General features: G+C 39.6%; 8 protein-coding genes. 6 read left to right on the top strand and 2 right to left on the bottom strand.

The window, feature by feature from the left end:
* Positions 1-9: 9 nt before the first annotated feature.
* A complete protein-coding gene (locus AC0L6H_RS19955) occupies positions 10-1110 on the bottom strand; it encodes a response regulator (RefSeq protein WP_473391084.1) in 1101 nt (366 codons plus the stop codon).
* Entirely contained in the window at positions 1071-3293 is a 2223-nt protein-coding gene (locus AC0L6H_RS19950) for an MHYT domain-containing protein (protein ID WP_473391082.1), read from the bottom strand. Before AC0L6H_RS19950 ends, AC0L6H_RS19955 begins: the two co-directional genes overlap by 40 nt.
* 342 nt (positions 3294-3635) lie before the next feature.
* Here AC0L6H_RS19950 and AC0L6H_RS19945 point away from each other — a divergent pair, with 342 nt between their 5' ends.
* The 6 genes from AC0L6H_RS19945 to AC0L6H_RS19920 all read left to right on the top strand — a co-directional run bounded on the left by AC0L6H_RS19945 (position 3636) and on the right by AC0L6H_RS19920 (position 14300).
* Positions 3636-4949, top strand: a complete 1314-nt coding sequence (locus tag AC0L6H_RS19945; protein WP_473391081.1) for a methyl-accepting chemotaxis protein — start codon at positions 3636-3638, stop codon at positions 4947-4949.
* A gap of 312 nt (positions 4950-5261) precedes the next feature.
* Positions 5262-5864: a hypothetical protein gene (locus AC0L6H_RS19940; protein ID WP_473391080.1), complete on the top strand. Its 603-nt coding sequence runs from the start codon at positions 5262-5264 to the stop codon at positions 5862-5864.
* Between the two features lie 333 nt (positions 5865-6197).
* Entirely contained in the window at positions 6198-6779 is a 582-nt protein-coding gene (locus AC0L6H_RS19935; RefSeq protein WP_473391079.1) for a sigma-70 family RNA polymerase sigma factor, read from the top strand.
* Positions 6776-8383 (top strand): LamG-like jellyroll fold domain-containing protein, encoded by a 1608-nt coding sequence (locus tag AC0L6H_RS19930; RefSeq protein ID WP_473391077.1) that lies wholly within the window; start codon positions 6776-6778, stop codon positions 8381-8383. Before AC0L6H_RS19935 ends, AC0L6H_RS19930 begins: the two co-directional genes overlap by 4 nt.
* Before the next feature lie 217 nt (positions 8384-8600).
* Complete coding sequence (locus AC0L6H_RS19925; protein ID WP_473391076.1) at positions 8601-10985, top strand: alpha-L-rhamnosidase-related protein; 2385 nt, start codon at positions 8601-8603, stop codon at positions 10983-10985.
* Positions 10986-11324: 339 nt separating this feature from the next.
* Positions 11325-14300 (top strand): glycosyl hydrolase, encoded by a 2976-nt coding sequence (locus AC0L6H_RS19920; RefSeq protein WP_473391074.1) that lies wholly within the window; start codon positions 11325-11327, stop codon positions 14298-14300.
* The last annotated feature ends 34 nt before the right edge of the window (positions 14301-14334 follow it).

Genomic DNA, 14334 nt, shown 5'->3' with positions numbered 1-14334 from the left:
TAATCTTGGTTAAAGGTTTTCAATTTTATTGAGCAGTTCGGAAATTGCTTTGCTTGCTTGCGCAAACTCAAAATCGTTACATAGGTCTATAATTGCTTGAGTTTCAAAGCTAAATTGCTCTGGTGTAATTTCGACAACCTTGTCAACCACATCATCTTCCAAAGCATTATGGTTTATATCGTTTAACAGTAGGCTCAAGTGTTTTACAAATTCGGTAATTTCAACTTCTATACTGTCTTTTTTGAGATCTTGTGTAGGTTGTTTATCAGATACTACTAGCTCTGCTCGAATATCAGCTACGTTCTGAGCTAAAACCTCAGCATGAACGGCATCAAAAACACTATTTTTAGCAATACTCGACTCAAGGTCATTAATTTGTTTAAACAAAGTGTCTAAACCTAAATTACCTGCTACACCTTTTATACGATGCAATTCGTCTTTCATTTTTTGGCTAGGAGCTTCATTGGCGTGCATAGCTTCATAAATGGCGTCTAAATTCATTGTTTCTAAAAAGCGCTTAATTTCACTTATTAGGGTCTCTTTGTCGCCCCACAAAGACATTCCTCGTTGATAATTAATAGTGCTTGAGTTAGCGGATGTTGACGGGTTTACATCGTTAGTCGCAGTGGTTGATTGTTCTTCTATTGCCTTGCTCTTTATCAACACTCTTTCTATTTCTGCAAAAAGTACATCTGGAATAATCGGTTTGTGAGTAAAGCCATCCATGCCAGATTGTCTAGCGGCTAGCTTGTCGTTTTCTAGCACGCTCGCTGTCAACGCAATTATAGGCGTGCGTTGGAGTTCTTGTTGACGTTCTGTTTCTCTTATTTTACGTGACGCACTGAGTCCATCTAAGACAGGCATTTGTACATCCATTAGCACAATGTCGTAATGCTGTTTAAATACTTCGTTATACGCTTCTTCGCCATTTTTAACGCACGTTACTTGGTGGCTGGCGCGCTGTAAAATGAGAGACAATAAATCAAGGTTTTGTTTTACATCGTCGGCTACCAAAATTGACAAATTTTTACTTAACTGTTCATTTGCTTTTTTGGCGTTGTCACTTTCGTTTAATTCTTTTTCAGGAGAGGTAAAACAATGGTAAAACAAGTGCCTTTGTTAAGCTCACTTATTACGCTTATTTCACCATTCATCAGCTCGATGAGTTGCTTTGCGATAGTAGTCCCAAGACCAGTGCCGCCGTATTTTCTACTCATAGATGCATCAGCTTGAACAAAAGGTTGAAAAACGTTGCTTAGTTGTTCTTCGCTCATACCTATACCATCGTCTTCTATTTCAAATTTGATGCTATCTTTTGTTGTTGCTGGTGTAACTGTAATGCGGACACTGCCTTGATGAGTGAATTTAACTGCATTACCAATAATATTCATAAGGATTTGCCGCAGTCTTTCTGGCGCGCCTTCGACCCAAACTGGAATATTGGGATCCACTTTTAAAACAAGGTCTATGCCTTTTTTATGCGCTTGCAAGCCTAAGGTCGAAATGACCGAGTCAACAATTTCTATCACCGAAAAGTCACGTAATTCAATGGCCAACTCGCCTTTGTCCATTTTCGCCGAATCTAAGATATCATTGAGTATATACAGTAGAGATTTAGCTGAATCATGAATAGTTGTAACATATTTCGCCTGTTCGCGAGGCAAGTCTTCTTCTAGCAAAATGTCACTAAAGCCTATAATGGCATTCATTGGTGTACGAATTTCGTGACTCATATTAGCCATAAAAGCAGCTCTTGCTTCTGCCGCTTGTTGCGCTTTGTTCTTTTCTATTAGTAGCGCTTCTTCCATTTTTTTACGCGGCGTAATATCCATAATAATACCATCGATGTAACTGTCCTTTTTGTTGTCACTATTGACTTTTCGTCCATATCCAAGCATCCATTTTATTTCGCCATGTCGGTCGCGAAGTCGATATTCAATAACAAATGCATCTTCGCTCGAATTCACAATAGGTAAAATATGCGCGAGGTCTTCTTCTAATATAAAGTTTGAAAAGTTTTGCTCAAAGCGTGGCGCTAAAAAATCAGCGGCAGGATAGCCTGTTACTTTTTCGATTTCGTCACTCACAAATAGCATGGGATGATCATCTTTAGCTACACAGCGATAGGTAATACCTGGAATGTTAGAGGCCAAAGAGCGAAATTTTAACTCACTCTCTTTAATGGCTTCTTGCATTTTTAACTGTTCACGTAAGTCAGTTAAATAACCAACGACTAATTCTTCATTTTCTAGCTCTACATGACCTATGGTAAGGCTTACTGGAATTCTCTCGCCTGACTTAGCAACTAATTCAAGCTTACGACCAACACTGAATTTATTTTTGTTATCTCTGACAAAGTATTTTTTCAAATAATCGTCGTGATGTGAGTGTATTTCGGCTGGTATTATTATTTTTACGTTTTTATTTAGTAGGTCGCTTTCAGTCCAACCAAGCATAGATTCTAATGCGTTATTTGCACTAATAATTATGCCATTCGCATCTATGGTAATAATGCCATCAATTGCAGTGTTAATAGTGGCTGATAAGCGTTTTTCGTTTTTTAGCGCTGTCGCCGAAATATCCTTATATTTAAAGATAAGCGTTGTTGCTAAAACAATTAAACTTGAGATAAGTGTAATACCGGTTATCGCAAGTGCAAGGTATGTAGACATTTCGTCTGGTTGAGCGCTTTTTTCAAAGCCTGGTGGTAATACAAATCGGGCGGCAGCCATACCTGTATAGTGCATACTTGAAATCGCAATTCCCATAACGGTGCCAGCAATAAGGTTTATTTTACTACTTACCCCTTTTAGCAGTTGAGATTTTTGCAGGCCAAATTTGAACCACAATGAAATACATGAGAAAAACACCGCAACAACAATCGATAGTAAGAAAATACTAAGGTCATAGCGTAAAAGCGGAGCCATCTCCATACCTGCCATACCAATATAATGCATGGCACCAATACCTGAGCCCACTGATACGCCACTAATTAACAACTGTTTAATAGTAAATTGTTGTCGTATTAAAAATTGTAAGGCAATCCAGGATGCACCAATTGCAGGAGCAAGTGAAACGAGCGTATATTGCCAACTAAAAGTTACGTTAGTGCAAAGTTCGAAGGCGAGCATGCCAATAAAATGCATCGACCAAATACCACCACCTAGCGCTATACTGCCGCTAAATATCGATAATTGTTTGCGCGAGTTTGAGACACTCGCAGACGCTAGTGTCGATACATTGAACGCCATGATGGATGCGAATATCGCAATACCAACAGATAACGTCACCATAAATATGGAGTGTTCACCTTGCAGGAGCAAGCTTGTTTCGGGGATGTCAAATATCACTTTATAATAATCTTTTAGCCGATCTTTAAATTGCTTTCTAAATTAATTTAACGGCTGACTGACTAAAAATGTAAGTAGTAAATTAAGTTAGCTACATATGGAATATTTGCCATTTACCGATAAAGAATTTAGCTACGGTGAAAGTGTCTCATTTAGCGTATTAAACGTCTTCCAAAAAATAAGGTTCCAGTTTGTACATGTCCAAAAACTCTCCTTTTTATTTAATTAGTTCTCACTTTCTGTCGATAAAAAGAATCATAAGTTAAATTTCGTAAAGTGAGCAAAATGTCATTGTTTTCATTCAAAAGTAGTTCTACTCAAACGCAGGCTGATGAATTAGCATCTTACAAAGCTCAAGCAAAAGGTTTGGAACTGACTCTAGAGGCGATAAGAAAATCAGTACCTTTTGCTGTTTTCAGCCCAGATGGCACTATTGTTGACGCCAACGAAGCCTATTTGGAATTATTCAGATATGACGTAAAACAAATTCAAGGAAAACATCACTCAATTTTGTGTGAGGAGTCCTATTTACAATCTAAAGATTATCAACATTTTTGGAAGGACTTGTCGGCAGGTACCGTCAAGCATGGTTGCTTTCCTAGAATTACCGCGACAGGACAAAAGCTGTGGCTTGAAGCAAAGCATTTTCCAGTGGAAGATGAAAGCGGAAAAGTCGTAAAGATCATCAAGATCTCTACTGACGTTACAAAAATACATGAAGAAGACGCCGATAAAGAAGCGTTAATTTCCGCTCTTGAAAATTATATGGCAGTAATAAAATTTACGCCCAGTGGTAAAGTACTAGAAGCCAATGGTAATTTTTTATCGGTAACGGGCTATACAAGCGAAGACATCATAAATAAACATCATAAGATGTTTTGTTTCGACAAGTTTTATCAAGATTATCCGGACTTTTGGAAAAAACTAGGCCAAGGTGAAAGTTTTTCAGGTCGCTTCGAGCGTAAAGATTCAAGTGGCAAAAGCATATGGTTGGAAGCGACATATAGCCCAGTGATTGATGAAACTGGAAAAGTTTATAAAGTTGTTAAATTTGCCTCAGACATAACACAGCAAGTCACTCGCTCTCAAGTAGCAAGAGAAAGTGCGGCTGCTACCTCAGAACAAACATCTCAAATTGCAAAAACAGCCAATCAGGCCCTAAATGAAGCGGTAGAAGTCTCTAAAAAAGCAGCAACTGAAATAAGCGCGGCGGTAACGCTTAGTCAGCAACTAAAAGAACAATCAACCTTGATTTTTAGTATTGTTGAGGCCATTCGAGCAGTTGCAGATCAAACTAATTTGTTAGCACTTAATGCTGCTATCGAAGCCGCGCGAGCAGGTGATGTAGGTAGAGGATTTGCCGTTGTGGCAGATGAGGTACGTAAACTTGCTGGGCAAACAGCAGCGTCTTCAACAGAAATCTCTGAAGTGGTTAACACCAATAGCAAGTTCATTGAACAACTGCGCGACAAAATGAATATCGTCAATGATTTATCAAGCAGCAGTGTCCAGCACATTAGTTCTGTAGCTTCAGGTATTAGTGAAGTTAATCAGGGAGTATCAGAACTCGAAAAAATCATGTCGAAAATATCAGAATAGCTTCGATCGGCGCTGTATTTAATCTCTACTCCCTGCATAGTACACAAGTTCAAATCGCACACTTTAGCAAGGTGGGCTTGGAATTACTCCTTTTCGTTTCAAATTAATTAAATCCACCATTGTATTGTTTGTGGGGTGTCGCAGAAATTTACATTAGGTCTCCTACATTTCTTAGTTGATGGGTTAAGTTTATGAAACTATTGGTATTATTAAACTTGGCCCAAAAAGTGCTAAATGCTCAGTAAGTCAGGCGGGTTAACTTTTTGTAGTAGCGCTCCATAAATTTATGGAGAGCGTTGAAAGGAACAAGAAATGAAAAATAAATTTATGAAAGCAGTATTCACGGGTCTAGTATTGTGTGGTGTGTGTTTGCAAGCAAACGCAACTATTATTGGGAACGATGTTATCGATAGAACCTATGTCGATACCGCTTCTAACATTAATTTTGTTGACAATACTTTGGTAATTACCGTGGATGGCGTAATTAATTCTTGGGACATTTGGTCAGGCAGAAGTGCTTCAGAGTTTTCATTGCAAGTATTACGCACCACTGGCACGCCCAACGAGTATCTACTTATAGGTGAAAACTACTTCGCAGGCGCAGGAGCCCTTGGTGCGGTCAACTTAGCTGTTCCTACGATCGATCAAATTGAAGTTCAAGCTGGCGACGTTATTGGATGGTGGTTTGGTAACGGACAAGGCGTCATTGATTTTAGCTCTACATCCGACACGGTTAACTGGAAGTATGAAGGCGCTCACGTTGATGTTGGCGATACTATTGCCTTTGCTACAGGTGGCGCTAGAGAATACTCAATTTCAGCGAATGTGACTGCAGTGTCAGCTCCCTCAGTTGCGGCAATATTTGCTTTGGGCTTATTTGCTATGGCATATAATCGCAAAAGAAACGCGCTCTAGCTATTAATTTGAGCGTAGATAATTGAAAAATGGCCTCTTTTAAGAGGCTTTTTTTATGCGTGTAACCTATGAAGAACGAAAACTACACCATTAGCAATAATTCCTAAATCATCTTCAAAAAGAATATCCAGCCGCTATAAACGCCAGCTGCGACAAAAGGTGGTATAAAGCTTTAATTTTTCTTATACTCAGAATGATCGGAAATGAACTGCTTTGATAGAACTTGTTCGTGGGATAAGAAGTTCGCTAGTATATCTTCTGATGATTAAATAATGTACTTAGCCACTAAACTGTCGAGCATTTGTGTACATTAGATGTTTTAGGGGTCTCAGCTTGTCTTTACGTAAGAATCATATAAAAAATCAATTAGCTAAAAAGTCCTCCTATGACCTAATTAGTACTGAGGAATTTGAACAGTTATTTGAAGACGATAAAAATCGACTCTATCGTTATATTTACGCATCTGTTTGGGATACCGCAGCTGCAGATGATATTTTTCAAGAAACCAGCTTAACCTTATGGAATGAGTTTTCTAAATTTATACCAGGGAGTGATTTTTCAAAGTGGGCAACTTGCATTGCATTTAATCGCATTCGGGTATTTCGACGCAATCAAAATAAGTATCAATTGGGTTTAGACGATGACTTATTACAAGAGTTTAGTGATAACCTTTCAGTAATTGAAGAAGGCATAGTTTCACAAGAGTTAAAATTTCGCTACCTAGAACATTGCCGTACATTACTCTCCCCTCCGATGCAGGAAATATATCATTCTTTTTATTCCCACAATTTAATGGCGCAAGATATTGCTATAAAATCGGGTCGCTCTGTTTATGCTATACGCAAGTCCATACACAAATTAAGAAAAAAATTATTTGATTGTGTAGAACATAAAATTAGCGGAAATGAAAAATGATCAGAAGTGAAAAATTTGCCGCTATACGTGATATCGCTGACGCAATAGGAACAAACACAGCGACAACAGAACAAAAAATGCAACTTGGGGTGTTACTAAAAGGAAATATTGAAGCCCAACGTTTTTTCTACGATTACATGGGCATGCACATCCAGTTACTCGCACCTGCTGTCAGTAACTTAGAATTTTTTTACAAACGAAAAACTGAAACAGCCATCACAGAAGAATTTGTGGTTCGCCGAAAAGACAGCTCTCAAACAATTAGTAATATAGATAATTATCAAGAAATAACAAAGGCTGGATTAAAAAATTCGTCTGAAATAAAACATGAAAATACGAAAAATATACCGTTAATTGTTAAGTATAAATTATGGCTGATACTAATCGCCACAGTGTTATTGTCCCTGTTAATTTGGCAGCAGTTTAATCAAAGCACCGTGTCTATCATTGCTGAAATAGAAAAAGGACAATTATCTATTATTAACCAGGGTAGGATAGACGCTCGTCGAATATTTTCGGGAGAATACCAAACTGTTCACGATACCACTTTAGTGCTTGTCGACGGCGATATATTGCACTTAGTCGCTTATAGCAATATTAGATTTTTTAATAACAACGAAATGTTACTAACACAAGGAAAAATGAGTATAGAGCCCAAATCAAAAAATAACATCATTGTTCATGGGCCAAATTTTACGTTGCATTCAAATGGTAGCGAAGTTTCAATAAATTTATTAAAAAGTAGTCCTATCATCGATAGTGGCGAAAACACCCAGTTGGTACCAAGCCGCTGGCAACCTAAACATTTTTGGACATTTGATGGGCAAAGTGATCGCGCGATTGACTCCGTTGGGAGTGCCACAGGCATTCCAGCGTCAGGAGCAATTCGAACAACCGGTTTGCTAGGACAAGGTGCGTTTACATTTGACAACAGCGCCAATGCACGCATAGATGTAGGCTCAGGCGGGGGGACCGCGCCAGCTACCGGCTCTTTTTCAGCTACCGATGGTGTAACTATAGAAGCACTAATTCGCCCCAAGTATTCAGGTGAACCCGGTGAAATAGATGAAGTATTCCGTAAAGGTGAAGCTGGATTAGGTAAAGAACTGCGGATATTACTCAGCTTTCAGAATGACATAAATAATGTTAAAGATTACCTTATGCCCGATGGTAAGTTTGGAGAAAGTATTGGTTTTGGTTTATTCGTATTTGGGCATGGCTACCAAGAACTAAAGCTGCCTCTTGATGGACTTAACGGCCGTCCTACATTAGCGCAACTAAAAACAGGAAACTTTCATCATGTTGTAGCAACTTACAATGTCAGAACGGGTTTAAAAGCCATCTATATCGATGGCCAACAACTTGCCACTTATCAATATCCACCGGGTTCAAAATTTTTGAGTGGTGGCTCGGGTAAAGCGGCTATAGGAAACAACCCCGTATATACTCGTTGGGAGCTTGAAGCCTTTTCAGGAGTAATTGATGAAGTCGCCTTTTACGATTTTTCTCTACCCCCATTCATATTGCAGGAGCACTTCAACAATATTCAACAAGGAGATAATTACTTTGGTCTCCCCCAAGCGCCAAATCCTTGCCAAAAATGATTAAACTGACGTTACCTGCGTATTCTTCTATTGAGCTTGGGCACTTAACAGGCTTGCCCGAAAAAATAATTAAGTAATTTGATTCTAACTATTTCAAAGAAAATTAATATATAGGGGTATCAATCCATCTTGTTCGTGGCTAATACTTTATAGATTGTAAATTTTTACCTATAGCAAAAAAATCAACGCAAAATAGGAATAGTTATTAGGAAGCCACATGACCAAACGAAATACATTACTCTGGTTAATCCCCAGTTTTTTTTGCTTGTTTGCCTTTAAAGCTAACGCGGTCAATTGGACCGCAGAATGGATTTGGACACCTCAAAAGATTGGTATTCCTAATACTTGGGTCGCATTGAGAAAAGAAATCGATATTAGTCAGGCTAATATCGATGATAGTCAACAAAACATTACCGCTTATATTAGTGCTGATACGAAATATTGGTTATGGATAAATGGCGAAATGGTGGTCTTTGAAGGTAGTTATACTGGTGGTCCTTCCCCCGTCAAAGCCTCGCCTCGAGTAGACGGTTTTCCTATTGCGTCTAACAAATATTATGACCAAGTAGATATCAAAAAATATTTAAAACCCGGCAAAAACACCATTGCCGCCTTGGGCTGGTATTACGGTGCCAATGGAGACAAAGGCACGCATATTTCTGCACGAGTCGCGGGATTTATTTTTCAAGCCAAAGTGGGGAATCAAACTATTGTTTCTGATGCTTCTTGGAAAGCCAAAGAGCACATGGCTTATCAGCCGGTCAAGAAAGAAAAACACAGACGTATTGCCGCATGGAGTGTAAATTACGACGCTCGTAAAGATATGCACGACTGGACAAATCAAGCATGGTATTTACCAGGATACGATGACTCAGCATGGAAACCTGCTACGAGCATGCACCGTCCGCCACGGGCACCTTTTTATCAATTATTTCCTAGTGAAATCCCAACATTAATTAGTTACGGTTTAGCTAATTGTACCAACTACCCAGATTCAAAATTCCCTTTTGTTAGTAACGGCAAAAAAATACAATGCAAACTAGACTTCAATAAAAACTACACACCGTATTTTGATATTGAAGCTCAAGCAGGGCAAAAAATTCATGTGAAGTCGAATATGAGCCGAAGTACCATTGATACCTTTTATACAAGTAAAGCAGGTCGCCAGCAGTTTGAGTCTTATTCATGGACGAACGGCAGAATTATTGAATACACCATACCAAAAGGTGTGACTGTTCATGCATTGAAGTATCGTTGGACTGGCGTAGGTAAAACACCAGGGCACTTTGAGTCTGACGATGATTGGTATACGCGCATATGGCAAATGTCAGAAAACACTATGTACATTTGTGCTCGTGACAACTTTATGGATACCCCTGACCGTGAACGTGGTTTATGGATTGGTGACGTTGCCGACCAAGCCAGCTATTTATTCTACTCAATGGATAAACCCGGTCGTGATTTACTCAAAAAAGCCATCAAAGTTACCATGGCCTTTAGTGATTCTGAATCGGGTATATTTGCTGGTTTAGGCCCAGGACGTTTTCGTGAGTTACCGGCACAAAGTTTGCAATTTATTGAACAAGCTGTTTGGCACTATTATTACAATACCGGTGATATAGAAACGCTGAAATATGCTTACCCTTATGTACATAAATATTTAAGCTTGTGGCAAAAACAAGACAACGGCTTAATTGTATTTAGAGGCGGTCACTGGCGCTGGACCGATTGGGGCCCGCAAGAAACAGTAGATTACGATGCCATCCAAAATGCCTTATATTACAGTGCACTGGTTGCAGCTCGTAACATGGCTAAAGCCCTTGGCGATGACACACATATAGCTTTCTATAACCAGCGTATTGTTGAGTTAAAACAAGCCTATCAAACTGAATTTTGGCAAGACGGTTTTTATAGCAGCAACCCAAGTAAGTTGAAAGATGATCGAGCCAATGCCATCGCCATCTTATTTGGTTTAGCTAAGTCCGAGCAATATCAGCAAATTGTAGATAATGTATTAATACCCAATCAATATGCCAGCCCACATTTTGAATGGATGGTGTACAACGCCATGGCAACTGCTGGGCGTTATGAAGATGCACTAGCGCGTATGAAAGTGCGTTACAGTTCGCAAGTAGATGACCCCGAGCTATCAACATTAGCTGAACGCTTCGTCAGAAAAGGCACAGAAAACCATGCTTGGAATGCCCCAAGTACGATATTGAGCAAGCATATTGTTGGTATCGAGCCAACGTCAGTAGCATGGAAAACCTATCAAATCATGCCGAATATGGCACATATGAAAGTGTTAAAACAGCTAGTGCCAAGCGTTCAAGGTGATATTCATATTGAAATCCAACGAGATGATAAACAAACCACGATTACTCTAGATTCACCGGCTAGAACTACGGCATTGGTTGGCATTCCAAAACAGTACTTCGACATTAAATATGTCAGTGTTAATGGCGACTTAGTTTGGGGCAAAGGTGGCTCGTTGGGATCGCAACTAAACCAAATAAACGGTATTAAATTTGTAGGTGAAGGTGACAAATACCTAAAATTTGAAGTTGTTGGCGGTAATTGGATTATTGAAGCCAAGCAATGAAAATTACTAGCCTATATTGACCTATGGTAGTCGCTGATTTACAACGCTTGGGTTAAGGATTTAATTCGTAACTCATACTCAATCGATTTGTGAAGGAGGACGCCACGGTGACAGGGTACTTAAAATTGGTCGTCAAAGCGTATTAGCTGCTCCTCGTTTATATAACTTATTAGAAGATGAACATGAAACTAATAATTTGGCCTCTGCTAAACCAGAGTTAGTTGAAAGTTTGTCTAAGAAGCTTACTGACGGGTACCCAGTAAAATAGAGATAAATACTACGTTAGTTAGAAATAATTTACATAGCATTTAACAATATCGAAAAAATACGAGACGCTTAATGAATAATTTAAACAAACACTTTCCGAATTTATTTACTTGGCACATTACTAAGCAGTGTCGCGTGCCCCTTTTACTCGCCAGTATGGTACTTCTGTGTGCTTGCGAAGGTACAGTGAAACAATCTGTTGATCAAAACACCGACGCTAAAACCCAAAACAGCATAAAAGCTGAAAATTTTTATCAAGCATCTGCCGATATTTTAAAAGCTAATTTCAAACAACCGCCCGAGCAAGTAAAACCATGGGTTTACTGGTATTGGATCAGCGATAACATTTCTAAAACCGGTATTGAAAAAGACTTGGCGGCGATGCAAAAAGCCGGAATTAACACCGCACTCATAGGCATTATTCATTTACAAGGTAAACAAGGAGATGTGAAAGCATTAACCGACCCTTGGTGGGATCATGTGCGCTTTGCCATTAAAAAAGCTGCAGAATATGACATCGATATTGGTTTATTTAACTCTCCAGGTTGGAGTCAATCAGGTGGTCCTTGGGTTACCCTGGATAAATCGATGCGTTATTTAGATTCGACAGAGCAGCAAGTTGTTGGACCGCAACAACTGAACATGGCGTTGACCGCCCCTGCAGAAAAACAGGATAGCTTTTTTCAAGATGTGCGCGTGTTAGCATTTAAAACACCTGTTTTTGAAAAAGACACGTTAACCTCAACCAATAGCCAAATAAGACTGACTAACCCGATAACGAATGCTTTACTAAAAAATCAAGCAGTAGAGGCGCTGTTTGATGGCGACCGCAGTACCACATATATTCTGCCACAAGACGTGCTAAATCATGAGCGTAAAGGGCCACGAAGTGCAGGGCAGTTACAAATTGACTTAATACCTTCTGAGTCGTTTCAAGCGCGCACTTTAGCAATATATCCGCATAATAGCTTTATGACCCATGCAATCCTTTCAGCCAAAAATAAAGCGGGTGAATTTGAAGTCATCAAAACATTTGACGTGCAACGTCCCCGCAATATGGCGGCGATCGGCCCAGATCATGATGCCCCTATTGTCGTTACCTTTCCTGCGGTTAATGCGAAACATTTTCGTTTAAGCTTTAAGAGCTTTAACTTTGGCCGCAAGAAAAACCCTGATGAACCGATAGGGTTTAAAGACATTGTTTTATCAAAAGCTTACAAACTTGAACGTTATGCAGAGAAGAAGTTGGCGAAAGTATTCCCAAATCCCATGCCTAAATTTGATAGCTATCAATGGCCAATGTCAACAGATGTAAATGATCCTGCGCTGTTAGTTGATGCTAAAAATGTGTTAGACATTACAAACTTTGTGAAAGACGGTCAGCTTATTTGGCATGCACCTGCTGGCGATTGGACTATTGTGCGCTATTTTATGCGCCCAACCGGCACCCAAAACGGTCCATCAAGCGGACCAGCACGAGGGCCCGAAATAGATAAACTCAGTAAAGAAATTGCTCAATTCCATTTTGATGCCTACATCGGCAAATTTCTAGAAACTATGCCAGCGGAAGACCGTAGCGCCTTAAAATATGCTGTGATCGATAGTTATGAGAAAGGTGCACAAAACTGGAGCGACGATTTTGCACAAAAATTTGAACAACGCTACGGCTACGATCCGATCCCCTTTTTACCCGTTTATAGTGGCCGTGCAGTGAACAGTGTTGAACAAAGCGAACGGTTTTTATGGGATGTACGCCGTTTAGTTGCAGATGGTGTTGCTTATGAATATACCGCCGGTCTAAGAGAACGCGCCAACCAAAACGGTTTGAAACTATGGTTAGAAAACTATGGCCATTGGGGGTTTCCAGGCGAGTTTTTACAGTATGGTGGTCAAGCTGATATTGTCAGTGGTGAATTTTGGGCCAGTGGTAATTTAGGCGCGATAGAGCTAAAGGCAGCCTCAGCGGCCGCGCATATTTACGGTCAAAAAACCGTAATGTCTGAGTCTTTTACCTCAGGTCGTGACACTAGCTTTAAAAACCATCCGTGGACTTTTAAAAAGCGTGGCGATTGGTCGTTTGTTGAAGGTATTAACCACACCCTTCTTCATGTATATATCCATCAAGCCTATGATGATCGCTTCCCAGGAATAAACGCTTGGTTTGGTTCTGAATTTAACCGTAATAATACTTGGTTCGATTTTATGGGAAGCTGGCTTGATTATATAAAACGTGCAAACTACATGATGCAACAGGGTAAATATGTGGCCGATATTATGTATTTTATTGGCGAAGATGCCCCTAAAATGACGGGGGAAATCAACCCTGCATTACCCACAGGTTACTCTTACGATTTCATCAATGCTGAAGTTATTTTAGAACGCTTAACCTTTAAGAATGGCATGTACCATTTACCCGACGGTATGACATTCAAATTATTAGTATTGCCAAACTTAGACACTATGCGTCCAGAGGTCCTAAATAAAATACAACAATTAGTTAAACAAGGAGGCCCGGTTTATGGTCCTAAACCACAAGGTTCACCTAGTTTAGAAGATTTTGAAAACGCAGATAAAATGGTGGAGCAACTTGCCAATACTTTATGGCAAAACATTGATGGTGAACAGGTTACAAAGGCGACGTTCGGTAAAGGTCTGATTTTCTATACCGCGGACGATCAGGGAGACCTCGCCCAAGTGCTTAGCAAAATAGGCACCTCTCCAGACTTATTAGGTCTTCCAAAGGAAGTGATCTGGAGTCATCGCAGTAGTAATACTCATGATATATACTTTGTCGCGAATCAATCAGAACAAGCGGTTAATATTGAAGCAAGCTTTAGAATCAATAACCAGCAAGGTCGGGAACCTCAGCCTCAACGCTTTGATGCGGTCACAGGTGAAATTTATGATATAGCTCAATTTCAAATCAAGAATAACCGAATTGATATTCCAGTGACCTTAAGTGGTTTAGAGTCAAGTTTCTTTGTTTTTGAAAAAATTCAACATCATCGCCATCAACAACAGCGACAAACACAAACCAAGCTAAAGTAAGTATCAAACGAATAGATAAAGACGGTGAGCCAGT

The organism is Glaciecola sp. G7-5 (assembly GCF_055808975.1).
This window is presented reverse-complemented; position numbering and strand designations above follow the sequence as displayed.